Here is a 22,743-nt window from a genome sequence, read left to right on the forward strand (position 1 = left end):
CGCGACACCTTCGACGGTACGCGCGAGTGCTAGCTATTGCAAGCACTCTGCTTGCAACCATCGGGTGTGACGCTCACCGCTACCGTGAGAGGCATGACGCGCTCGGCCCGGCTGCGGCGGCGGCTCGTCGAGCACCTGCTCGACGAGGACGTCCTGCACGCTCCCGAATGGATCGCCGCCTTCCGCGCGGTGCCGCGCCACGTCTTCCTGCCGCGTTTCTTCGCGCCGGCGGGCGGGCTGTGGGCGGCGGTCGACCGGGACGACCCGGGCTGGCTGGAGACCGTCTACTCGCGCGAGGTGCTGGTCACGCAGCTGGACGACGACCCGGGCCGCTGGGAGCTCGCCCGGCGCACCGGCCCGGTCGCGGGCACGCCGACGAGCTCGTCGAGCATGCCGTCGATCATGGCGATCATGCTGGAGGAGCTGCGGGTCCGCAACGGGCAGCGGGTACTCGAGATCGGCACCGGCACCGGCTACAACGCGGCCCTGCTGAGCCACCGCTGCGGCGCCGGCCAGGTGTCCACAGTGGACATCGACCCGGTGATCGTCGGCGAGGCGCGCGAGCGGCTGGCGCAAGCGGGCTACCGGCCGGCGTGCGCGGTGGGCGACGGCGCGCTCGGTTTCCCGGCGGGCACCGTGTTCGACCGGGTGCTGTGCACCGCGTCGGTGTCGTCGGTCCCGCTCGCGTGGCTGCAGCAGACGGTGCCGGGCGGGCTGATCGTGACGACGCTGAACCGGCCGATCGGCGCCGGGCTGATCCGGCTCGTCGCGGGTGAGGACGGCACCGCGCAGGGGCACGTCCTCGCACGCGACGGCCGTTTCATGCCGCTTCGCGCGCATCGGCTGCCGGAAGCGGACCGGCTGCCGATGCCGTCGCGGGACGACTGGGAGCAGACGCGGCTGCCGATGTCGACGGTGCTCCAGCCGCGCAAGCAGTTCGAGTTCTTCGCCGGGCTGGCACTGCCGGGGGTCCGGGCGGTGCGCGACGCGGACGACAGCGTCTCGCTGGTGCACCCGGACGGCTCGTGGGTCCGCCACCGCAAGCGCGGCGGCGCGGACGAGGTCGCGCAGGGCGGCCCGCGAGCGCTGTGGGAGATCGCGGAGTCGGCGTTCGTCGACTGGTGCGAGCTGGGCAAGCCGGAACGCGACCGCTTCGGCGTGACGGTCACCGCGGAGCGCCAGGAGTTCTGGCTCGACGCACCGGACGGCCGCACCTGGCCGCTCGGCTAGGGCAACCGGTCGCGGATCCACTTCTCGACGTGGTCGGCCGTCGCCTCCGTCGAGGCGTCCGTGGTGTCGAAGAGCTCGACGCCCAGCTCCGGCGCCGACTCCCGGAGCCAGTCGGTGAACTCGAGCATCTCCTCGATCCGCGGCTCGTCCCACTCGCGCCACGCCGGGCGGGCCCGCAAGCGCGCCCGCAGCGACTCCGCCGACCCGACCAGCGCCAGGTAGTGGATCTCGCTGAAGAACGCCCGCTCCGGCAGCGGCTCGAACTCCGGGGGCGCGACCGTGCCGCACAGCACGACCGGGCGGCCGTTCTGGTGCAGCATCGCCGCCATCCGCAGCCACACCGAGCGGAACGCGCCGACCTCGTCGCGCAGCGCGCCGATCCAGAGGACGTCCTGGTCCAGCACGACGACGTCACCGCCGAGCCGCTCCGCCAGCAGCGGCCCCATCGTCGACTTGCCGGCTCCGCTCGGGCCGGTCAGCGCGAACAGCGGGAGCTTCCGGAACGGCCACTCGTGGCCGCACCGGCGGCACGTGAGCACCGCGCCCGCGACGATCGGGCGGTCGCCCAGATCGCCGCAGGCGGGGCAGATCCGCAGGTCGAGACCCATCTCAGTCGAAGAGGTTCTCGAGGAAGCCGCGCTTGCGGTGGCCACCGTGCCCGTACGGCCTCGGAGAGTCCGAGTACCCGCGATGCGGCCGCGGCGAGTCCGCGTACCCGCCGCGGTACGCCTTGGGCGAATCCGGGTAGCCGCCGCGGTAGGGGCGCGGCGAGTCGGCGTGGCCGCGGTAGGGCGGCGGCTGGTGGCCGTAGAAGGAGCTTTCCGCACCGGCGATCGCTTCGAGCTCACCGCGGTCCAGGAAGATCCCGCGACAGCCTTCGCACTGCTCGATGTGGACGCCGTTCTTGTCCACGGTCCGCATCTGGTTCTGACACTTCGGACAAATCACACATGCGAGCCTACGCACAAATCGGTCAGCAGGCGCACAGGCAGAAGGGGTGGCCCACCGGATCGGCGTAGACGCGGAAGGTCTTCGGAGCGTCGTCCAGCAGTTTCGCGCCCAGGCCGAGCACGCGCTCGTGCGCCGCTTCCAGGTCCGTGACGTTCAGGTCCAGGTGCAGCTGCTGCGGGTTCTCCGCGGACGGCCACGACGGCGGCCGGTAGTCGGGCACCCGCTGGAACGCGATCCCCGCGCCGCCGGCCGGGTTGGCCAGCGTGACCCAGTGGCCGTCCTCGGCGACTTCGGGCGCGTCCCACTCCAGCACGGCCCGGTAGAACTCGGCCAGCGCCAGCGGGTCCGGGCAGTCGAGGGCCACCACACCCAGCGTCGGTACCGCACTCATCGTCGCTCCCTTCGATCGTGAGTAACCAGCTAGTGGAGTATGTCGGTTAGCGCACGCGGGGGCAACCACCGGTCGCCGTACACTGGTTCGGTGCACACCGACGCATCCCTCGTCGTGGAGTTCCTCAACACGGTCAACGTCGAAGAGGGCACTGACCTGCTCGAGGATCCCGGGCAGTGGCGGGAGTGGGCGGCCGGGCGGGCACTGACGGCCAACCCGGCCGCCGAAGCGCGAGCGGCACGGGACGCGCTGCGCGCCGCGATCGGCGACCCCCGGCTGCCCGGCGGCAGCCTGGACGTGGGCACGCGGATTTCTCTCACGGACGCCGGCCCGGCCCTGGTGGCGGACGACGTGGTGGGCGCGGTGTTCGCGGCCTGCGCCCGGCTGGTCGTGCGCGGCGACTGGATCCGGCTGAAGATCTGCCCGGCCGACACGTGCCTGTGGGCGTTCTACGACGAGTCCCGCAACCGGTCGCGGACATGGTGCTCGATGCGGGTGTGCGGCAACCGCGAGAAGGCGCGCGGCTGGCGAGCGCGGGCGGCGGAGACCGCGGCGGGCTGACGGCTCATCCGAGCGGCGGACCCTCGATCGGCTGTGGACAACTCGGCCACAACCCCCCACATATCCACGCCCCGGACCGCCCAACCCCCACACGTTGTGGACAGCGATTAGGCCATCACCGTGAAAACCTGTGGATAACCCCGGGGATAACTCAGCTTCCTGTGGACAACTGGTTTGAAGCTCCCCCAGCTGTGGTATACGCCTCGGCTCGTCAGAACAGCAGCTCCGCCACGGCGTAGATGACCAACCCGGCGAGCGCACCGACGACCGTGCCGTTGATGCGGATGAACTGCAGGTCGCGCCCAACCTGGAGCTCGATCTTCCGCGACGTCTCCTCGGCGTCCCAGCGCTCGACCGTGTCCGTGATGATCGTCGTGATCTCGCGCGAGTAGTTCTTCACCAGGTACGCCGCCGCGCCCTCGACCCAGCCGTCGGCCTTCGACCGCAGCTGGTCGTCCGAAACCAGCCGCGAACCCAGCGACACCAAGCCCAGGCGCACCCGGCGGCGCAGCTCGCTCGACGGGTCCTCGGCCGCCGTCAGGAGCATCTCCTTCGCCGTGCTCCACGCCGAGCCGATCAGGCGCTGGACCTCCTCGTGGTGCACGATCTGGCCCTTCACCTGCTCGGCGCGGGCCATCACGTCCGGGTCGGTCTGCAGGTCCTGGGCGAACTCGCCGAGGAACTTGTCCAGCGCCAGCCGCATCGGGTGGTTGACGTCCGTCTTCACCGCCCACGCGAACGACAGCACCTCGCCGTAGACCTTGTCCGCCAGCATCTCGTCGACGAACTTCGGCGACCAGCTCGGCGCCCGGTCGGACACCACGCGCAGCATCGTCGTGTGGTTGTCGCGGACCCACTCGTACGCGCGGTCGCACATCAGGTCGACGAGCTTGTGGTGCGCGCCGTCGGCGAAGACGCCCTGGAGGATCTTGCCCAGCGGGGGGCCCCACGGCTTGTCGATGATCCGCCGCGCGACCGCCTGTTCCATGATCGCCTGGATGTCGTCGTCGCGGAGCACCTTCACGGCGGCGCGGACCATCGTGGCCAGCTCGGACGTCACGCGCTCGGCGTTCTCCTCCTGGGCCAGCCAGCCGCCGAGCCGCCGCGCGATCTCGACGCGCTTGAGCTTGTCGCGGACGACCTCCTCGGACAGGAAGTTCGACCCGACGAAGTCGCCGAGGCTGGTGCCCAGCGCGTCCTTCTTGTTCGGGATGATCGCCGTGTGCGGGATCTTCAGCCCGAGCGGGTGCCGGAACAGCGCCGTGACGGCGAACCAGTCGGCCAGCGCGCCGACCATGCCCGCTTCGGCCGCGGCGCGCACGTAGCCGACCCAGCCCGGCCAGCCGGCCGACTGCGCCCAGCTGGTCAGCAGGAACACCAGCGTCGCGCCGAGCAGGAACGACAGCGCGACCAGCTTCATCTTGCGCAGCGCGCGCCGCTTTTCCGCTTCGCCGGCGGCGCCGCCCGGCGGGTCGGCGGGCGTCACCTTCGCGGGGGTCAGTTGCTCCACATCACCATTGTCCGTGAGGATGCTTGATCGTGCGCGAACCTGCTCTCGTCCCCCGCCTCCGGCCGTTCACCTCGACCATCTTCGCCGAGATGACCGCGCTGGCCGTCAAGCACGACGCCGTCAACCTCGGCCAGGGCTTCCCGGACACCGACGGCCCGGCCGGCATGCTCGAAGCGGCCAAGAACGCGCTGTTCGGCGGGGCGAACCAGTACCCGCCGGGGCCGGGGCGGCCGGAGCTGCGGGCCGCGATCGCGCGGCACCGGCTGCGCTACGGCACGGAGTACGACCCGGACACGGAGATCCTCGTCACCGCGGGCGCGACCGAGGCCATCACCGCGACGCTGATCGCGCTGACCGAGCCCGGCGACGAGGTCATCGTCATCGAGCCGTACTACGACTCCTACGCCGCCGCGGTCGCGATGGCGGGCGCCGAGCGGCGGGTCGTCGGGCTCGTCGAAGGCCCGGACGGCCGGTTCGGGCTCGACGTCGAGGGCCTGCGCGCCGCCGTCACGCCGCGGACCAGGGCGATCCTGGTCAACTCCCCGCACAACCCGACCGGGACCGTGTTCACCCGCGCCGAGCTGGAGGCGCTCGCCACGCTGTGCGTCGAGCACGACCTGATCGCGATCTGCGACGAGGTCTACGAGCACCTGGTGTTCGACGACTCGGAGCACATCCCGCTGGTCACGCTGCCCGGGATGCGGCCGCGAACGGTGAGCATCTCCAGCGCCGGGAAGACGTTCAACTGCACCGGCTGGAAGATCGGCTGGGTCTGCTCGACGCCGGAGCTGGTCGCGGCGGTGAAGGCGGCGAAGCAGTTCATCACCTTCGTGTCGGGCGGGCCGCTGCAGCCGGCCGTCGCGCACGCGCTCGACCACGAGCTGGCCTGGGTCGACGGCCTGCGCGCGTCGCTGCAGGAGAAGCGCGACCGGCTTTCGGCCGGGCTCGCCGACGCCGGGTTCACGGTGCGGCCGACGGCGGGCACGTACTTCGTCTGCGTCGACGTGCGGCCGCTCGGCTTCACCGACGCCGCCGACCTGGCGTGGGAGCTGCCCGGCCGGGTCGGGGTCGCCGCGGTGCCCGTCAAGGTGTTCACCGATCACCCGGACGAGTGGAAACACCTGCTGCGTTTCGCGTTCTGCAAGCGCAACGACGTCATCGACGAGGGCATCACCCGATTGCGCAAACTGGTCTGACGACCGCGGTCCGGCTCGGTGGCGGCCTTTCGCGACGCCGAGCCGGTCTCGCCGGGGAGTCGTCGCGACCGGCCGTCACGCTCCGGAGCGGCGGTCGTACAGCTCCACGGTCGGTTGGTCACCGACCGCACGCGGAACGGGTGGCCCCCGTCCCACTCCGCGGACCGATTTCCGGCACCCGGCCAAAAACTCCTTCACGAACACTGAAAGCCACCGAACCGGCACACCTCGCGACGGGCACCGGCGAAACATCAGGTCAGCGCGCGAATGTGCAACTTGCAGGAATCGTCCGAATGGCCGCAGAGAAACCCCCGAACGGCACTGAGAGTGATCAACTCGTCGGCCGCAGTTGCCTTGCCGGGCCAGGCCGTTCCGCCCGGTGGGCTGGATCGAACGCGGGAGAGATGAAAGACTCCCGAGCGGTGCTAGAAAGAGTGCAGCCCCGGGGGACCTGCGACCTGGCCGGAGAAAGACCCCAGCAACAACGGACTCGAGCGCACAGCGCTGGAGCCACAGGCGCGGACGGTGGTGGTGGCGGTGAGCAGCACGGCGAACGCACGCCGCAGCGCTCCCGCGCAGCCTGCGCTCACAGCGGGTGAGGTGGGGTCGAGGGCCGGCTGGCTCGCCCAAGCTGGCACCCGCCGGGCGGAAGGCCCGCTTTCCGCAGGTCAGGGCCACCGCGCCGCCGAGTCGGTTCCCACCCTTCGCGCGCGCGGGCGCGCGCCGCGCCCTTGGGCCGCCGCGCTCCAGCGGCCCGCCGCCAAGATCCTCGTCGCCGGAGGCCTGACGCTCGCCGGCTGGCTGCTCACCGGAGCGCTTTCCGGCAGCACCGCGGCCGCCGCCGAAACCGCCGGCTGCCCGCACGCCGCCGTCGCGTCCACTGTGGAGCACGGCGGCCTGCTGCACGGCCACCACCGCAAGAGCCACCGCGAAACCTCCGACTGCGCGCAGCAGCCCGCCGGCACGGCGAAAACCGACCCGGCCGAAGCCGACGCGACGAAGTCCGACGCAACCAAGACCGACGCAACAAAGTCCGACGCGACCGAGACCGACCCGAGCGACGCGACCAAGACCGGCGCGACCGACGAGCCGACGGCCGGCACCACGAAGACCGAGGCGGAGTCCACCCCGGAGCAGTCCACGAAGGACACCCAGCCGACCGAAGAGCCCGCGACCAAGGCGACCTCGTCGGGCGGCCTGCTCACCAACCTCGTCGGCACCGTCACCACGGCGACCGAACCGGCCACGAGGACCACCACCACCGCCGACAGCGGCCTGCTCGGCGGGCTCGTCGGCGGCGTCGTCAACGTGGTCGGCGGCACCCTGAACACGGTCACCACCACCCTCACCGGAACGCTGAACACCGTCGGCACCCTCACGAACACGCTGTCCCACACCGTTCTCGCGCCGCTCACCCAGCCGCCCGCGAACAACCCGGACGCCCCCGTCCTGCTCCCCCTCGACGACGTCCTGAACCCGATCCTCGGCGGCAGCTCGAACTCCGGCGGTGTCACGGTCACCGTGCCCGTCGGCTCCACCGGCACCGCCACCCAGCCGGCCACCACCGCCGCCGTCGAGACCGTGCCCGCCGAAACCACGGCGACGACCCAGCAGCAGACCTCCCGGGTCGCCGTCGTGCACCTCGTCGAGCGGCAGAACACGCTGTCCGCCCAGGCGGAGCAGCCGCGCGATTCCGGTGTCCACGCCCGCAACGGGGGCGGCGACAGCACCCCGGGCCTGCCCGGTGGCACCAGCGCCCCGAGCGCACCGGCCCCGACCGCGGCGCCCGGCCACGACGGCCCCGGCGGCGCGCGCCACGCGTTCGCCGTCCACACCGACGACGTCACCACCACCCAGCTGAAGCTCATCGGCGCCAGCCGCGACCACGACGTCGACGGCGCGGGCAGGGAAGCCGCCCTGCCCACCACGTCCCCCGACTGACGCCGAACCGGGCAGCCGGGGACACCTGCGTCCAAAACAAGATCATCAGGACGCATCCGCACGCCGTTGCGGCGTGACGTTTCCCCTGCTCCAGTACGAAATTCGTGACTCTTTCACGTCTCGTGACGCTCAACCGCGTCCGACGTACCCCAGGGGCTGAAAGCCATGCGAAACCACCGTCTTTCCGACCGGCCGACCGCGCCCGGCCGGGTCGGATCCCGGTCCCGGCGCCGCGCTGCCCCCGCGGCGCCGGGACCCACACCGGGCGTGCTCCGGGAGTCCTCGCTCACCGCGCCGAGCGAAGACTCGTCAAGCGGAGAGCACGTCTGAGCCGCCGGCTTCCCGGCACGTCGCGGGGCTGTGCCGGGAAGCCGCGGCACCTACGAGCGGGGTCACGTCCGCGAGTGGGGGTGTGAAACACGAACCGGTGCGCTGGATGCACATGAACGCCGCCCATCCCTGGGAGCAGGCTCGCATCCAGCGCACCGGTTCGTTTTATGCGATGGGCGCGTCCAGCGACGCCGGCGTGCCGCGGACCGACGCCTCCGCCGCGCTCAGCCGGCGGACCGCTTCCTCGATCCGGTCCGGCGGCAGCGAGAACGGCAGCCGGATCCAGCGCTCCAACCCGCCGTGGACGCCGAAGCGGGAGCCCGGCGCGACCTGGACGCCGTGGCTCGCCGCCGCCACCGCCAGGCGGGAGCTCACCGGCTCCGGCATCCGGCACCACAGCGACAGCCCGCCCTTCGGCAGCGTGAACGTCCAGTCCGGCAGGTACCGGTGCACCGCGCCGGCCAGCGCGTCGCGATAGCCGCGCAGCTCCGCGCGCCGGCGGCCCAGCGCGGCGTCGTCGTCCAGCAGCTCGCCGAGCACGATCTGCTCGAACACCGGTGAGCCCAGGTCGACGGCGTAGCGCGCCGAAACCAGACGGCCGAGCAGGTCCTCCGACGCCCGGATCCAGCCGAGCCGCAGCCCGCCCCAGTGCGTTTTCGACGCCGAGCCGACGCAGATCGCCAGGTCGCCGGCGAACGCGGCAAGCGGCGGCGGCCCGGCCAGTGGGTCGCCTTCGAGATCCAGCTCGACGAGCGTCTCGTCCACCACGACCGGGGTCCGGGCGCGGGCCAGCACGGTGCCGAGCCGGGCGCGGCCTTCGGCGTCCAGGCGCAGGCCGGTCGGGTTCTGGAAGTCGACGACGAGGTAGGCGAACCGCGGCGCCGCCTGGCGCAGGGCCGCGTCGACGCCCGCGATGTCCCAGCCGCGGCCCCCGCCCGGGTCGAGCGCGACCGGCACGGGGATGGCGTGCGCGGCCCGGATCGCCTCCAGGGCGTTCGGGTACGTCGGCTGCTCGACCAGCACGCGGTCGCCGGGGCCGGCGAGCATGCGCAGGACCAGCACGAACGCGTGGTGCGCGCCGTTGGTGACCATGACCTGCGCGGGCGTCGTCGGCAGCCCGCGTTCGGTGTAGCGCCGCGCGATCTTCTCGCGCAGGCTCAGCAGGCCGCGTTCCTGGTAGCCGTGGTCGCCCAGGTGGTCGGCGAGCCGGACGCGGGCCGCGTCGACGGCCGCGGCCGTGCCCGGGATGGCGGGCGAGGACGCGTGGGTGAAGTCGATCGAACCGTCGCCCACCGGGGCGAGCGGCCCGCGGCGGCGACGCCCGGGCGCGGCGATCCACGAACCCGCGCCGCGGCGGCTCGCGACGAACCCGCTCTCCCGCAACCGGTCCAGCGCCGCGCCGATCAGCGTCCGGCTGACGCCGAGCGCGTCGGCCAGCTCGCGCTCGGCGGGCAGCCGGGTGCCGAGCGGGAGCTGGCCGTCCAGCACCTGCAGCTCGATGGCCGCGGCCAGGTCGGCCGCCCCCTGCCGGGAGCCCTGCCGCCACGATCCCAGCATGACGGCCAATCGCGGGCCGGAGATGCGTCCACCCAGTGGGACTGCGGCTTCCATAAGGCCAATATCCTGGAATTGGCTATGGTTTACAAGGCCACCTGCGACGGATAGTGCCGGTGTGGCTCAGATCGACCTCCGGCCCGTCCGGATCTCCCGCGACCCCGTCCGCCGCAGCGTCCAGCTGTTCGGCGGCCTCGCCCTCTACGGCACCAGCGTCGCCCTCGTCACCCGCGCCGGCCTCGGCCTCGAGCCGTGGAGCGTGCTGGCCGAGGGCGTCATGAAGCACACCGGCCTTACTTTCGGCACGGTCACCGGCCTGATCTCGGTGGTCGTGCTGCTGCTGTGGATCCCGCTGCGCCAGCGGCCCGGGATCGGCACCATCGCGAACGTCGTGGTCATCTCGGTGGTGGTCGACGTCGTGCGGGCGTTCCTCCCCGACCAGCACGACCTGGGGTGGCAGATCGCGCTCCTGGCCGGCGGGGTCGCGCTCAACGGCGTCGCGACGGCCACCTACGTCGGCGCCCGGCTGGGCCCGGGTCCCCGCGACGGCCTGATGACCGGGCTCGCCGGGCGCACCGGCTGGTCGGTCCGGCTGGTGCGCACCGGCATCGAGGTCACCGTGGTCGCCGCCGGCTTCCTGCTCGGCGGGACCGTCGGCGTCGGCACCGTGCTCTACGCCCTCGCCATCGGCCCGCTCACCCAGGCACTGCTGCCGCTGACGACCTGGCGCGACCGCTAGCCGGCCTTGCGCTGCTGGACGGCCCGGCGCAGCGTCGGGTAATCGGCGCCGCGCCGGGCGAGGACGTCGTCGGTGCCGCGCTGCTGGGCCAGCGCGAGCAGGATGTGCTCCTGCCCGAGGTGCTTGTCCCCCAGCCGGACGGCCTCCTTGAGGCTCAGCTCCAGGGTCTTCTTCGACTCGGTGGTGAACGGGACGTGCCCGCGCTTGGCCGGGCCCAGCCGGCCGGCGAGCGCACCTTCGCCGTGGGTCCGCTCGACGCTCTGCACGATCTGCTCGACGTCGATGCCGAACTCGGTGAGCGCTTCGGCGTCGGCGTCGCTGACCCCGCCCCGCCGTCTCGTCCGCTCGAGTTCGGCGGCCAGGTCGTCGGTGGCGACGCCCAACTCGGTGAGCAGCGGCAGCCCGGTCTTGAGCAACCCGGCCAGCAGATCCACCGTCCCGACCTCCACCGAGCCGGACCGCCGCGCCGTCATCTGCGCTTCGACGACCGTGAGCCGCGCGTCCGCCGTGAACCTCTCGAACATCAGTGCCTCCCGTACTTCTTGTGCACGGCCTGCCGGCTGACCCCCAGCTCGGCGGCGATCTCCTGCCACGACCAGCCGTCGACCCGCGCACTGCGGACCTGCACGGCCTCCAGTTGTTCCACCAGCCGCCGGAGCGCGGCGACCGCACGCAGTCCCACCCGGGGATCGCGGTCGCCGGCCCGGGCGGCCAGGTCCGTCGCTTCCGTCATGCCTGTCAACCTACGTTGACACCGACGACTTGTCAACCTGAGTTGACAGTCGCGTCAGCGCGAAGGTCCCGGAGGCTCGACGTACAGTCGGGTGATGCCCGAGATCGTGATCGCCGAACGGGCCGGGGTGGGCGCCGACGGCCACCCGCGCCCCACCGAAGACCACGTCGTCGTCCTGGACAACGCCGTGCTCGTCCTCGACGGCGCCACCTCCTCGGACCCCTCGCAGCCCCCGGGCGGCTGGTACGCCGAACGCCTGGCCCGGCGCCTGGCCGACGACCTCCGCGCCGCCCCCGAAGCCGACCTCACCGACACCCTCACCAGTGCGATCGCCGCCGTGACCACGGAAAACGCCCTGCGCCCGCAGCAATCGCCGTCGAGCACGGTCGCCGCCGTGCGGTGGCTCGACGACCGCGTCGACGCGCTCGTGCTCGCCGACAGCCCCGTCGTCGGCTTCGGTGGCTTCGGCGTCGACGTCGTCTCCGACGACCGGCTCGCGCGGCTGCGGCGGCGCGGCATGCTGCAGACCGGCGCCGACGTCCGGCGAAGACGCAATGCCCACGACGGCTTCTGGGTCGCCGAAGCCGACCCGGGCGCCGCCGCCCACGCCGTGCGCCGCAGCTGGCCACGAAACGACGTCGAGGCCGTCCTGCTCGCCAGCGACGGTGTCTCCATCGGCGTCGACCAGTACGAACTCTTCGACTGGCGCGAAGTTCTCGCGATCACCCGCGCCGACGGGCCGGACGCCGTGCTCGACGCGGTCCGCACCGCGGAAAAGCAGGATCCGGACGGTGCGCGCTGGCCGCGCCCGAAGCGCCACGACGACCAGGCCCTGGTGCTGGTCGACTTCGTCTCCGGGGGAATTCAGGGTCTTCCCTGATCACGGCCGTCCCGGTTCTCCGAGAACCTGGAGAGCATGGGGACCGAACAGGGGAAGCGCACGAGACCGTGGCGGCTGGTGGCGCTGGGCGCGATCGGCTGGGGGCTGTTCACGGCGGTGGTGCTGCACGTCATCAGCTCGCGCAACCCGGTGTACGACACGCTGTCGAGCTACACCGTGACCGACCGGGGCGACGGCATGCTCGCCGCGAGCGTGTTGTCGCTGGCCGTCGGCTCGCTGGCGGTGCTCGGCGCGCTGCACGCGGCGGGGGTGCCGCTGTCGCGGACGACCCGGCTGCTGCTCGCGCTGTGGTCGCTCGGGCTGGCCGCGGCCGCGGTGTTCCCGGCGAGCTACCCGGAGGCACCCGACCCGGTGAGCGGCGAAATCCACCTCTACGCGTGCCTGGTCGCGTTCCTCAGCCTGCCCGGCGCCGCGATCTCGCTGCTGGAATCGCTGCGGGGCCGCCCCGAACGCGCCGCCGTCGTGACGGCGATCCGGTTGAGCGCGGCCGCGTTCGGGCTGTTCGCGGTGAGCTTCGTGTTCGTGCGGCTGAGCGAGGCCGGGGTCGAGCCGTTCCGGGAGATCTCCGACGCGTTCCCGATCGGCGTCATGCAGCGGCTGCTGCTGCTCGCCGACGTCGTGCTGCTCTGCACGCTGCTGCGGGTCGCGACCCGGCTGGAGTCAGCCTTCGACGGCCACCGCGAATTCGGGCGCGTAGCCGTACAGGCCGGGCATGCCGCCGGTGTGCAGGAACACCACGTGGTCGTCCGGGGCGAAGTGGCCGGCCCATTCGACCAGCGCGGCGGCCACCTTCCCGGTGTAAACGGGATCGAGCACGACCCCCTCGGTGCGGCCGAACAGCCGTAGCGCGTCCCAGACGGCGTCGGTCGGGATGCCGTAGCCGGGGCCGAGCGTGGAATCGCCCATGCGCGTGTGCGTGAACGGCGGCGGTTCGACCCCGAGGAGCTTGGCCGCGCCCGCGACGAGGTCGTGCAGGTTCTCGGTGGCCTCGTCGAGCGGGTGGCTGACGCAGGCGATGCCGACACCGAGGCCGCCGAGGAGCCCGGCCGCCAGTGTCACCCCGGCCGCGGTCCCGCCGCTGGCGTGCGGGACGACGAGGTGGGCGCGCTCGATGCCGCGTTCCTCGAGCTGTTTGGCGAGTTCGTAGGTGGCGCGGACGTACCCGAGCGCGCCGAGGTCGTTGGAGCCGCCGACCGGAACGGTGAAGGCCGTCCGGCCTTCGGCGGCGGCTTCGGCGATCAGGCGGTCGTACGTGCGGCCGGTTTCGTCGCCGTCCGCGCAGATGTGGACGGTCGCGCCGAAGAGCTTGTCGAGCGGCAGGTTGCCGCCGCGTTCGTAGGCTTCGCCGTCGCGCGGCACCTTCGCGGTGAGGACCAGTTCGCAGCGCAGGCCGAGCTTCGCGCATGCGGCTGCGGTCTGGCGGCCGTGGTTGGTCTGGAGCGCGCCGAAGGTGATGACGGTGTCGGCGCCGGCCGCCTTGGCCGCGCCGAGGTGGTATTCGAGCTTGCGGAGCTTGTTGCCGCCGGCACCGAGCGGGTGTACGTCGTCACGCTTGAGCCAGAGGTTGCGCAGGCCGAGCGCTTCGCCGAGCCGGGGCGCCTCGTGCAGCGGCGTCGGCCAGCCGCCCAGGTCGACACGGGGGATCGCGGCGAGTGCGGCGTCGGGGAAGCCGGCGAAGTCGAACGTCATGGGCCCAGTCTGCCGCAAGGGTGGCCGAAGACCGGCGGTATCCGGTAACGTTCGTTCGAACGAACGAGAGCGCCCGGGAGGTGCCATGACCGCCACGAGCCTGGACTTCACCGGCCTCGCCGCGCAGGCCGAGCAACTCGCCGCCGGCGAAGTCACCTCCGCCGAGCTGACCGCGACCGCGCTCGGGCGCGCGCACGCGAGCCAGCCCACGCTCAACGCCTTCAAGCACCTGCGTGACGACGCCGCGCTCGCCGAAGCGGCCGACGCGGACGAGCGGCTGCGGGCCGGCGAGCGGAAACCCCTGCTCGGCGTGCCCGTCGCGATCAAGGACGACGTCGACCTCACCGGCCTGCCCACGTCGTTCGGCTGCGCCGGCGAGTTCCCGTGCGCCACCGCCGACGCGCCCGCCGTCGCGCTGCTGCGGGCGGCCGGAGCGATCATCATCGGCAAGACGAACACCCCCGAGCTGGGCCAGTGGCCGTTCACCGAGGGCCCGGCCTTCGGCGTGACGCGCAACCCGTGGCGCCCCGGCCACACCCCCGGGGGTTCTTCGGGCGGGAGCGCGGCCGCGGTGGCGTCGGGGGCCATCGCGGCCGCGCTCGGTTCCGACGGCGCCGGCTCGATCCGCATCCCGGCCGCGTGGACCGGGCTCGTCGGCATCAAGACCCAGCGCGGCCGGATCCCGACCGAAAGCGAGCTGTTCCACGGCCTGACCGTGCTCGGCCCGCTCGCCCGGACCGTCGAGGACGCGGCCCTGCTGCTGGACGTCGTCGCGGACACCGGGAGCACGTTCCGGACCGCCGCGGCGCGCGAACCGGGCCGGTTGCGGATCGGGCTGTCGACGCGGATCCCGTTCACCGCCACCAAGACCCGGCTCGACCCGGTCGTCGAAGCTTCCGTGCGCCGGCTCGCCGAGTCGTTCGCCGGGCTGGGCCACGAGATCGTCGAGGTCGAGCCGGACTACGGGCTGATCGGCCTGACGTTCCTGCCGCGCTCGCTCACCGGCGTCCGCGACTGGGCGCTGCGGGTGCCCGACCGCGCCGGCCTCGACCCGCGCACGCGCAGCAACGCCGGTCACGGCCGGCTCCTCGCCGGGCCCGCGCTGCGGCTCGCCCGCGCGCTGGAGCCGGGACTGCACCGGCGGATCGGCTCGGTGTTCGGCCGCGTCGACGTCCTGCTGACCCCGACCACCGCGACCCCGCCACCGCCGATCGGCACGTTCGACGGGCTGTCCGGCTGGGAGACCGACCAGGCCATGATCGCCGCCTGCCCGTACGCTTGGCCGTGGAACGTGCTGGGCTGGCCGGGGGTCAACGTCCCGGCCGGGCTCACGGCCGACGGGCTGCCGCTCGGGGCCCAGCTGCTCGGCCCGTCGCACGCCGAGGAGCGGCTGGTTTCGCTCGCCGCGCAACTGGAAGAGGTCGAACGGTGGCCGGAGCGGCATCCCGAGACAAGCTGGTAAGCACCCGGGACGCCATCCTGCGCGCGGCACTGGCGGTCGTCGGCGAGCACGGTGTCGGCGGTCTGACGAACCGCCGGATCGTCGCCGCCGCGGGCGTTTCGCTCGGCACGTTGACCTACCACTTCCCCAGCCAGACGGCGTTGCTGCGCGAAGCGATGCTGCTGTTCGTCGAGGAGGAGACGGCGAAGCTCGGCGCGATCGTCGACGGCTACCGCTCGGAGGGGCTCAGCGTCGAGCAGGCGGCGTCGGTGGTCGAGCACGTGATCGCGCAGCTGCCCTTCGGCGCCGACGAGCTGGGCGCGCACGAGCTGTACCTGCAGTCCGCCCGCGATCCTGAACTGCACGAAGCTTCTTCGCGATGCTTCGCGGCTTATGACGAACTGGCCGTGACGATCCTGTCGGCCCTCGGCGTCCCGGACCCGGGCCGGCTCGCGGGCCCGGTGGTCGCGCTGATCGCGGGGCTGCAGCTGCGGCGCCTGGCGACGGGCGAGACGGACACGCCGGTGGCCGAGCCGCTGATGATGCTGATCCGCGGGGCTTGATGGCCCCGCCGATCGTCCGCGGCACGGCGGCGTGGAAGTACTTCGGCGACTTCCGCGACGCGCTGCTGGCGGGGCAGGTGCTGGTGCTGCAGGTGGCGCACCCGGTGGTCGCGGCGGGGGTGCGGGACCATTCGGACTACACGTCGGACCCGTGGACGCGGTTGATGCGGACGGGAGCGTCGTTGTCGATCTACGTGTACGGCGGCGCTTCGGGTGCGCGGGTGGAGGCTTCGCGCTTGCGTTCGCTGCACCGGTCCTTCACGGGCGTCTCGGACGGACGCCGGTACAGCGCGTTGGATCCGCTGGCTTACGCGTGGGTGCATGCGACACTGGTGATGGTTCCCGTTGACGCGCAACGGTTCTTCGGACGACCACTGTCCACTTCGGATCTTGAGGAGTACTACGCGCAGATGTGCGACGTCGGGCGGATGCTCGGCGTGCGGGAGCGGGACCTGCCGCCGGACTGGGCGGCTTTCGAGCGGTACTACGACTCGATGGTGGCCGGGTTTTCGCGGAATCCGACGATCGAGCAGCTCTTCGAGACGATCCGGACGGTCGAGAAGCCGATGCGGTGGCTGCCGGACTCGTGGTGGCAGTGGCACGGCCGGATCCAGATGTTCCTGATTCGGGCGACTTTGCCGCCTTCGCTCCGCACCGACCTTGGTCTACAGTGGACTTCCAGGGACGAGCGGCGGTTCAGGCGGTTCGCTTCTGCCGTGCGGCTCGTTGCCACGCCGATCCCGGCGGGCTTGCGGACGGCGCACATGCGGTGGATCGGCAAGCTGAACGTGTGGTTGCGCGCGCACCCGAAGGTGTACGAGCGCTTGGTCGGCGGCAACGGCCCCGGCTCATTGCCGCTCAGGCCTCGCGGCCGCTGAGGCGCGCGTAGTGGGCTCGGGCCTTGGCCCGGTTGCCGCAGCGGGACATCGAGCACCACTGGCGGTTCCGGCGCGGGGACGCGTCGCAGAACCGGATCCCGCAGTCGTCCGCCGCGCAGACCCGGACCTCGGCGTCGCTCGTCGCCAGGTCGATCGCGTCCGCCGCCAGGGCCGCGAACGCCGCCGCCACCGGGTCCTTCGGGGCCGGGACCTCGCGGCGGAGCCGGCCGTCCAGCAGGATCAGCCGCGGTGGTGGTGCCGGGGCCGACGCCGCCGCGTTGTTCACCAGCTCGACGTCCATCTTGTCCGGCACCTCGGGCGGCAGCAGGACCCGGTCGATCGCCTCGCGCAGGGCCTTCGCCGCCAGCACGTTCCCGGCCGTCACCGGGACCGGTCCCGTCGTGAAGCCCGCCAGCGAAAGCCACTCCGCCAGCGCGTCCGGTCCCGTCAGCAGCTCCACGCCGTCCGTGTACCGCGCGCGCAGCGTGTTGACCAGGTCGAGGCACGGCCGTCCGCCGTCGAAAGCCCACTCCATGCGCTCATTCTAACCGTTGCCGACAGTTAGAACGTCGGCTACCGTCTAACCCTATGAACCGGTTAGAAAGCACGGCCACGGTCAACGGACTCCGGATGCACTACCAGCGGGCCGGCGAGGGCCCGCCGCTGTTCCTCCTCCACGGCTGGCCGCAGACGTCGCACTGCTGGCGCGAGGTCTTCGCGCCGCTCGCCGAAACGCACACCGTCATCGCTCCCGACCTGCGTGGGTACGGCCGCACCGACAAGCCCCGGACCGGCTACGACAAGCGCACGATGGCCGCCGACGTCGCCGCGCTCGCCGAACACCTGGGCTTCGACCGAGTCGCCGTCGTCGGGCACGACCGCGGCGGCCGCGTCGCCCACCGCTGGGCGCTGGACCGCCCCGACCAGGTCGACCGCGTCGCCGTCCTGGACATCGCCCCGACCCGCGCGATGTGGCAGCGCCTCGACACCGGCACCGCGAAGGCCTACTGGCACTGGCTCTTCCACCTCCAGCCCGACCTGCCGGAGCTGCTCGCCGGCCGGGACATCGCCGCCTACCTCGGCTACTTCTTCGAACGCTGGACCTACCAGCGCCACGCCCTCGACGCCGAAGCCCAAGCCGAGTACGTCCGCGCCTTCTCCCAGCCCGGCGCCCTGCGGGCCGGCTTCGACGACTACCGCGCCTCCTTCCCGGACGACGCCGAGCTCGACGACGCCGACTTCGAAGCCGGAAAGCGCGTCACCCAGCCACTTCTCGCCCTGTGGGGCGCGAACGGCCTGCTCGGCACCCTGCCGACGCTCGAGATCTGGCGGGAGTACGCCGACGACGTCACCGGCGAAGCCCTCGCCGAGTGCGGTCACTTCCTGCCCGAGGAACAGCCCGCAGAAGTGGTCGCCCACCTGCGGAAATTCCTCGGTCCCTGAGACCCCCGGGGGCGCCGGTCCCCCGCGCTGGGGACCGGAGTTCCCTCCCCGCCGTGACGCCCGCCACCCGCCGCCGTCGCTAGGTTCGGACCCACGATGGGGACCAAACCGAAATTCGCGTTGCTGGTGCTGCTGGCCGTGCTGGGGATCGCGGCCGGCGGCGGGACCGCGCACGCCGACGGCGCACCGTCCGGCAGCGACGTCCAGGTCGCGCAGACGCTCGGCGCGCGCGAGCTGACCGTGATCATCCGCCGGGTCGACGTCACGCCGTCGCCGCTGCGGGTCGACGTCGTGACGCACCAGGGTTCGCCGCCCGGAACGCTGCACCTCGCGATCGCGGCCGACGGCGTGACGAGCGCCCGCACCGACGTCGTGCTCGGTGCGCAACCGGGTGTCTACGCGGGAAATCTCCAAGTCGACAAGCCGGGGCCGTGGGAACTGCGGCTGAGCGACGGCACCGGCCCGGCCGCGACGATCCCGTTCATCGTGCCCGCCCGGGTCGTCCCGCCGTGGGAGAAGGCGACCTACGGCGGGTTCGTCGCCGCGGGCGTGTTCCTGCTGCTGGCGCTGATCGTCGGGGTCCGGGCGAAGCGGACGGCGTACGCACTCGTGCCGGCGGGTGGCGCGGTCGCCGCGATCGCCGTCGCGGTCACCGGCGCGCTGCTGTCGGCGAGCACTCCCCCGCCGCCCGCGCCCGGCAGCCAGCTCGACCCGACGTACGACAACGTCACCGATCCCTACGCCAACGCACAGTTGTCCACAGTGGACTACTCGCGGCCGCCGGTGAACCTCGCGGCACACGCCGAACCCGGCGGCCTGAAGCTGACCCTCACCGACGGCGCCACCGGCCGTCCGGTCGACGACCTGCTGATCCACGACAACGCGCTCGTGCACCTCGTGCTGATCTCGCCGTCCGGCCGGATGAGCCACCTGCACCCGGTGCGCGTCGGCCCCGGCGACTACCGCGTCCGCGTGGCCGATCCGGAAGCCGGCACGTACGCGGTCGCGGCCGAGCTGGTGCGGCGCGGCGGCGGGGTCCAGCTCGTCCGGTCCACTGTGGACTTCGCCGGTACCGCCGCGCCCGCGCCCGAACCACCCGGCGCCGGACCGCGGACCGTCGACGGCACCGCGGTCGACCTCACCGTCACGCCCGGCACGCCGACCACCATCACCGCGCGCTTCAAGACCCAGGACCTCCAACCGTGGCTCGGGATGCTCGGCCACCTCATCGTCGCCGGGCCGATCACCGGGCCGGTCGGGGAAAGCGCCGCGAAGGCACCGACGTGGGCGCACGTCCACGCCATGATCCCGCCGGTCGCGGGACAGCTGGACCGCCCGGACGAGACCGTCGCCGCGTACGGCCCGGACGTCAGCTTCACCTACACCTTCGCCGCGCCCGGCCGGTACCGGATCTGGCTGCAGGCCGAACGCGGCTACCGCGTGCTCACGATCCCCGCCGTGGTGGACGTCCCGACGACAGGAGCCGGCCGATGAGACGCCCGACGTTGCTGATCGCCGTGGTCGCGCTGGTCGTCGTGGCCGGTGCCACCTGGTTGCTCTGGCCGGGCGGCAGCGCGAAAGCCTCGACGCAGCAAGCGGTTTCCGGGCCGTACACCGTGCAGTTCTCCGCCGACGAGCCGCGCATCGGCGGCAATACGTTCGGGGTGGCCGTCACCGGGCCCACGCCGGAAGCAGTCACGGTCGCACCGGTCATGGCGCAGATGGGGCACGCGTTCCCGGCGGTGCCCGCCGCCGCGGAGGGACCCGGCCGGTTCCGGGCCACCGGCGTCGGGCTGCCGATGTCCGGGCAGTGGGAGATCACCGTGTCGCTGCGCGGCCCCGGCGGGCCCGCCCAAGTCGTTTTTCCGTTGCTCGTCAAGTAGAAAGGTTCGGGGGAATGGATCTCACCGCATCCGGCGTGCGCACCACGCCGGTGGCGAAACAGGCGCGAACGGGGTTGCTGCCGGCGAACGTCGTCCTCGGCGGGTCACTGCTGTCGCTGGTCGGGCTGACCTGGGACATCCAGTGGCACAGCGACGTCGGCCCGGACACGTTCTTCACGCTGCCGCACCTGTTCCTGTACGCGGGCAGCGCGGTCGTCGGCCTGGCCAGCCTCGCCGTCGTGCTGCTGACGACGGCGGCGCGGCGCGCGGGCCGTCCGGTCGACCCGAGGGTCGGCGGCCGCGTGGTCAACGTGTTCGGCCGGACGTTCGCGGCGCCGCTGGGCTACCTGGTTTCGGGCGTCGGCGCGGCGACGTTCCTGCTGTACGGCCTGTGGGACCAGTGGTGGCACGGGCTCTACGGCTTCGACGCGGTCATCGACTCGCCGCCGCACATCGGCCTGCTGCTGTCGATCACGGTGTCGCTGATCGGCACGACCGCGGTGTTCGCGGCAGCGCGCGAGCACCGCTGGGGACGGCTCGGCACGCTGGCGTCGCTGACCGTGCTGCTCACCTTCGGGCCGGTGCTGGCGCTGGGCCTGCAGCAGGTGCCGGACGACTACGCCGACGCCGTCTCGATCGGCTGCTCGATGATGGCGGTGCTGCTGGTCGCGGTCGGCGCGGGGTTCCTGCGGCGGCCCGGGGGCGCGGCCGGCACCGCGGCGCTGGTGCTGGCCGTCCAGGGGATCTTCTGGTGGTTCTCGCCGTGGGCGGCGAAGGCGTACGCGGACCTGGTCGACCTGCCGTTGCGGGACGCGATTTCCGGCGTGCCGGAGATGCCGTCGCTGACGCCGCTCGCGCTCCTGCCGGTGGCCGCGCTGATGGAGCTGGGGTACCTGGCCGGGCGGCGCCGGGGGTGGCGCGTGGGCCGCGTGTCCGTGGTCGTCGGCGGGGTCGCCGGGCTGCTGATCGGGCTGAGCCTGCCGGTCCAGCGCACCCTGCTCTACACCGGCGCGCACCTGCCGCCGGCCTGGTACCTGACGACCACGGCCGTGCTGTCCGGCCTGTTCGGGCTGCTCGGCGGGTTCGCCGGGTGGCGGTTCGGCGGGATGCTGTGCCTGCTGGCGCCCGCCGAGAAGGGGGAAACCGCTGATGCGTAAGACACTTATGGCCCTGGCCGCCGTCGCCGGACTGCTGTTCGCGACCGCGGCGCCGGCGAACGCCTACGAGCCGGTCAACATCGTGCACACCGAGCACGTGCAGGCCGGGCCGTACGGGCTGACGGTCGGGTTCAGCACCTGGCCGCTGAAGGCCATGCAGTCACTGGACTTCACGTTCATCCCCGACGGCGGGATCGAGGACAAGTCCGGCACGCTCATGATGCTCGGCCCGGAAGGCGCGCAGCGGCGGGCGCAGCCGCTCGTGCGGCACCCGCGCAAGCGGGACGTCTGGGGGCTGGACGTCCGCTCGTTGCCGCGGCCGGGCGAGTGGACGTTCCGCTTCACCCTCAACGGCCCGGCGGGGTCCGGCACCGGCGAGCTGCGCGCGCTTCCGGTGCTCGAACAGCCGGGGCCGCCGATGGGCTTGAGCTGGGCGATCAGCACGCTGCCGTTGATCGGGCTCGTGGTGCTCGTCGTCGTGGCCTGGCGCCGGACGCGAAGCCGGCTGCGCGGGGGCGAACTCCCGGCAACCGGGTGAGATTCCGCTCACATCGAGCACTCGGGCGTATCCGCGCCGTCGCGACGGCCTCCTTCACCGTGAGAACGGGAAAGGGGGCCGTCGCCATCTTCGGGCACAGGCGGGTGACCATGATCACCCGCGCAGGGGAGGGTTCAGGCGGGCAGGTCGAACTGCCCGGCCTTCACGGCGACCAGGAACGCTTCCCACTCGGCGGTGTCGAACACGAACACGGGGCTGGTGGCGAGCTTGGTGTCGCGGACGCCGATGAGGCCTTCGCGACCGAGGTTGACCTCGACGCAGCTGCCGCCGTTGGGCTCGCTGGCGAAGGACTTTTCCCAGGCCGCCTCTTCGAACAGGGACACGGCCGTGTTCGGATCGTAATCCGCGAACGACGGATAATCCGCCATGGGTCGTACCTCCGAGGATCGATGGGGGGCGCGGCCGCGACCTGGTCGAACGTACCCGCGTCCGGCTACTCAGTGTCTCAATGGAGTACGCCGCACGGCCAAGCGGGTGATCAACTAGGTCCGGTCTCGACATGAAGATTATTCCAGGAGTAGGATTAATCGCATCGGCCGGGGCGCTGGTGTCGGTGAATGACTGCCTGCATGCGGCGGGCGGTCTCCGAACGCGGACCACTGGCCGACGACCGACAACCCACCACCGCAGGACCTCATGGGGGAGGATCAGCGTGATCGTCGAGGACAGCGCGCCACCGGGCGCGGGCCACGCCCGCCGACCGGTTGCCGCCCGTGGCACGAACGAGCTGGTCCGAAGCCGATGCCGGGAAGCGCTTTCCCCGGCGCTGCCACCGCGACGAGAGCAGGGGGTGTGACCGATGGCCGTCCGAATGAACTCGCTGTTCCGCCGCGAAGAAGAGCACCGTGGCCGCCGGGGGATCGGGAACGAACTGCGTAACCGCTTCGGGTTCAGCCTGATCCAGGCACCGCTGCGCAAGACGACGACCTGGGCGACGGACCAGGACCTCCCGGTGCAGCGCTACTCCGACGGGGTCCGGACCACCCGCCCGCTGGAGACCGCGATCGACCTGACGCCGCTGCTGCGCGGCCGGATCGGGTCGCGGGCCTGAACGCCCGGACTGCCGTACCACCACAGCAGAGCCCCGGTTCCC

At 72.4% G+C, this 22,743-nt stretch carries 25 protein-coding genes and 1 pseudogene; 16 read left to right on the forward strand and 10 right to left on the reverse strand.

The window, feature by feature from the left end:
* Positions 1-93: 93 nt before the first annotated feature.
* Complete coding sequence (locus AB0J40_RS33290) at positions 94-1,230, forward strand: methyltransferase domain-containing protein (protein WP_364461024.1); 1,137 nt, start codon at positions 94-96, stop codon at positions 1,228-1,230.
* Here AB0J40_RS33290 and AB0J40_RS33295 read toward each other — a convergent pair.
* The 3 genes from AB0J40_RS33295 to AB0J40_RS33305 are packed head-to-tail and all read right to left on the reverse strand — an operon-like array spanning position 1,227 to position 2,572.
* Positions 1,227-1,838 (reverse strand): nucleoside kinase, encoded by a 612-nt coding sequence (locus AB0J40_RS33295; protein WP_364461027.1) that lies wholly within the window; start codon positions 1,836-1,838, stop codon positions 1,227-1,229. The two genes, AB0J40_RS33290 and AB0J40_RS33295, sit on opposite strands and share 4 nt — an antisense overlap.
* Position 1,839: 1 nt before the next feature.
* The gene (locus AB0J40_RS33300; protein ID WP_364461029.1) at positions 1,840-2,196 is read right to left on the reverse strand and encodes a zf-TFIIB domain-containing protein; all 357 of its coding nucleotides are present in this window, start codon (positions 2,194-2,196) and stop codon (positions 1,840-1,842) included.
* A 7-nt stretch (positions 2,197-2,203) separates the two neighbouring features.
* Positions 2,204-2,572: a VOC family protein gene (locus AB0J40_RS33305; RefSeq protein WP_364461032.1), complete on the reverse strand. Its 369-nt coding sequence runs from the start codon at positions 2,570-2,572 to the stop codon at positions 2,204-2,206.
* 90 nt (positions 2,573-2,662) lie between these two features.
* Between AB0J40_RS33305 and AB0J40_RS33310 the strand changes: the two genes are divergently transcribed.
* Entirely contained in the window at positions 2,663-3,133 is a 471-nt protein-coding gene (locus tag AB0J40_RS33310; RefSeq protein WP_364461034.1) for a CGNR zinc finger domain-containing protein, read from the forward strand.
* A 211-nt stretch (positions 3,134-3,344) separates the two neighbouring features.
* Here AB0J40_RS33310 and AB0J40_RS33315 read toward each other — a convergent pair whose 3' ends face one another.
* Positions 3,345-4,643 carry a DUF445 family protein gene (locus AB0J40_RS33315; protein WP_364461037.1) on the reverse strand — a complete coding sequence of 433 codons (1,299 nt, stop codon included), beginning with the start codon at positions 4,641-4,643 and terminating at the stop codon, positions 3,345-3,347.
* A gap of 29 nt (positions 4,644-4,672) precedes the next feature.
* On the opposite strand from AB0J40_RS33315, the gene AB0J40_RS33320 reads away from it, so the two are divergent.
* Positions 4,673-5,839 carry a pyridoxal phosphate-dependent aminotransferase gene (locus AB0J40_RS33320; protein WP_364461040.1) on the forward strand — a complete coding sequence of 389 codons (1,167 nt, stop codon included), beginning with the start codon at positions 4,673-4,675 and terminating at the stop codon, positions 5,837-5,839.
* Between the two features lie 600 nt (positions 5,840-6,439).
* Complete coding sequence (locus AB0J40_RS33325; RefSeq protein WP_364461043.1) at positions 6,440-7,780, forward strand: hypothetical protein; 1,341 nt, start codon at positions 6,440-6,442, stop codon at positions 7,778-7,780.
* 495 nt (positions 7,781-8,275) lie between these two features.
* Here AB0J40_RS33325 and AB0J40_RS33330 read toward each other — a convergent pair whose 3' ends face one another.
* Positions 8,276-9,721: a PLP-dependent aminotransferase family protein gene (locus AB0J40_RS33330; protein ID WP_364461046.1), complete on the reverse strand. Its 1,446-nt coding sequence runs from the start codon at positions 9,719-9,721 to the stop codon at positions 8,276-8,278.
* A gap of 61 nt (positions 9,722-9,782) precedes the next feature.
* Here AB0J40_RS33330 and AB0J40_RS33335 point away from each other — a divergent pair, with 61 nt between their 5' ends.
* Positions 9,783-10,403, forward strand: coding sequence for a hypothetical protein (locus tag AB0J40_RS33335; RefSeq protein WP_364461049.1), 621 nt, complete (start codon positions 9,783-9,785; stop codon positions 10,401-10,403).
* Here the strand turns inward: AB0J40_RS33335 and AB0J40_RS33340 are convergent.
* Positions 10,400-10,927 (reverse strand): Clp protease N-terminal domain-containing protein, encoded by a 528-nt coding sequence (locus AB0J40_RS33340; protein WP_364461052.1) that lies wholly within the window; start codon positions 10,925-10,927, stop codon positions 10,400-10,402. The two genes, AB0J40_RS33335 and AB0J40_RS33340, sit on opposite strands and share 4 nt — an antisense overlap.
* A complete protein-coding gene (locus AB0J40_RS33345) occupies positions 10,927-11,136 on the reverse strand; it encodes a sigma factor-like helix-turn-helix DNA-binding protein (protein ID WP_329052797.1) in 210 nt (69 codons plus the stop codon). Before AB0J40_RS33345 ends, AB0J40_RS33340 begins: the two co-directional genes overlap by 1 nt.
* Positions 11,137-11,230: 94 nt before the next feature.
* Between AB0J40_RS33345 and AB0J40_RS33350 the strand changes: the two genes are divergently transcribed.
* Positions 11,231-12,016 (forward strand): protein phosphatase 2C domain-containing protein, encoded by a 786-nt coding sequence (locus tag AB0J40_RS33350; RefSeq protein ID WP_364461056.1) that lies wholly within the window; start codon positions 11,231-11,233, stop codon positions 12,014-12,016.
* Positions 12,017-12,052: 36 nt separating this feature from the next.
* A pseudogene (locus AB0J40_RS33355) lies at positions 12,053-12,613 on the forward strand (DUF998 domain-containing protein); the annotation flags it as partial.
* A gap of 84 nt (positions 12,614-12,697) precedes the next feature.
* On the opposite strand, the gene AB0J40_RS33360 reads toward AB0J40_RS33355, so the two are convergent.
* A complete protein-coding gene (locus tag AB0J40_RS33360; RefSeq protein WP_364461058.1) occupies positions 12,698-13,726 on the reverse strand; it encodes a D-cysteine desulfhydrase family protein in 1,029 nt (342 codons plus the stop codon).
* Positions 13,727-13,811: 85 nt separating this feature from the next.
* On the opposite strand from AB0J40_RS33360, the gene AB0J40_RS33365 reads away from it, so the two are divergent.
* Genes AB0J40_RS33365 through AB0J40_RS33375 form a run of 3 tightly spaced genes read left to right on the forward strand, consistent with a single transcriptional unit; the run spans position 13,812 to position 16,608 of the window.
* On the forward strand, positions 13,812-15,188 hold the full coding sequence (locus AB0J40_RS33365; RefSeq protein WP_364461061.1) for an amidase: 1,377 nt from the start codon (positions 13,812-13,814) through the stop codon (positions 15,186-15,188).
* On the forward strand, positions 15,155-15,730 hold the full coding sequence (locus AB0J40_RS33370; protein ID WP_364461063.1) for a TetR family transcriptional regulator: 576 nt from the start codon (positions 15,155-15,157) through the stop codon (positions 15,728-15,730). The genes AB0J40_RS33365 and AB0J40_RS33370 overlap by 34 nt, the downstream gene beginning before the upstream one ends.
* A complete protein-coding gene (locus AB0J40_RS33375) occupies positions 15,730-16,608 on the forward strand; it encodes an oxygenase MpaB family protein (protein ID WP_364461066.1) in 879 nt (292 codons plus the stop codon). The genes AB0J40_RS33370 and AB0J40_RS33375 overlap by 1 nt, the downstream gene beginning before the upstream one ends.
* Here the strand turns inward: AB0J40_RS33375 and AB0J40_RS33380 are convergent.
* Entirely contained in the window at positions 16,589-17,143 is a 555-nt protein-coding gene (locus AB0J40_RS33380) for a CGNR zinc finger domain-containing protein (protein ID WP_364461069.1), read from the reverse strand. The genes AB0J40_RS33375 and AB0J40_RS33380 overlap by 20 nt on opposite strands.
* Positions 17,144-17,196: 53 nt before the next feature.
* Between AB0J40_RS33380 and AB0J40_RS33385 the strand changes: the two genes are divergently transcribed.
* From AB0J40_RS33385 to AB0J40_RS33405, 5 genes are all read left to right on the forward strand, one after another.
* Positions 17,197-18,051: an alpha/beta hydrolase gene (locus AB0J40_RS33385; RefSeq protein WP_364461072.1), complete on the forward strand. Its 855-nt coding sequence runs from the start codon at positions 17,197-17,199 to the stop codon at positions 18,049-18,051.
* A gap of 96 nt (positions 18,052-18,147) precedes the next feature.
* Entirely contained in the window at positions 18,148-19,545 is a 1,398-nt protein-coding gene (locus AB0J40_RS33390) for a hypothetical protein (protein WP_364461075.1), read from the forward strand.
* The gene (locus AB0J40_RS33395) at positions 19,542-19,934 is read left to right on the forward strand and encodes a FixH family protein (protein WP_364461078.1); all 393 of its coding nucleotides are present in this window, start codon (positions 19,542-19,544) and stop codon (positions 19,932-19,934) included. The genes AB0J40_RS33390 and AB0J40_RS33395 overlap by 4 nt, the downstream gene beginning before the upstream one ends.
* Before the next feature lie 14 nt (positions 19,935-19,948).
* Complete coding sequence (locus tag AB0J40_RS33400; RefSeq protein ID WP_364461080.1) at positions 19,949-21,091, forward strand: hypothetical protein; 1,143 nt, start codon at positions 19,949-19,951, stop codon at positions 21,089-21,091.
* Entirely contained in the window at positions 21,084-21,629 is a 546-nt protein-coding gene (locus AB0J40_RS33405) for a hypothetical protein (RefSeq protein ID WP_364461081.1), read from the forward strand. The genes AB0J40_RS33400 and AB0J40_RS33405 overlap by 8 nt, the downstream gene beginning before the upstream one ends.
* A gap of 134 nt (positions 21,630-21,763) precedes the next feature.
* Here AB0J40_RS33405 and AB0J40_RS33410 read toward each other — a convergent pair whose 3' ends face one another.
* Complete coding sequence (locus AB0J40_RS33410; RefSeq protein WP_364461084.1) at positions 21,764-22,018, reverse strand: DUF397 domain-containing protein; 255 nt, start codon at positions 22,016-22,018, stop codon at positions 21,764-21,766.
* A gap of 431 nt (positions 22,019-22,449) precedes the next feature.
* On the opposite strand from AB0J40_RS33410, the gene AB0J40_RS33415 reads away from it, so the two are divergent.
* Entirely contained in the window at positions 22,450-22,701 is a 252-nt protein-coding gene (locus tag AB0J40_RS33415) for a hypothetical protein (RefSeq protein ID WP_364461087.1), read from the forward strand.
* Positions 22,702-22,743: the final 42 nt, after the last annotated feature.

This window comes from Amycolatopsis sp. NPDC049691 (assembly GCF_040675005.1).
In the GTDB taxonomy this organism is placed as follows: Bacteria; Actinomycetota; Actinomycetes; order Mycobacteriales; family Pseudonocardiaceae; genus Amycolatopsis.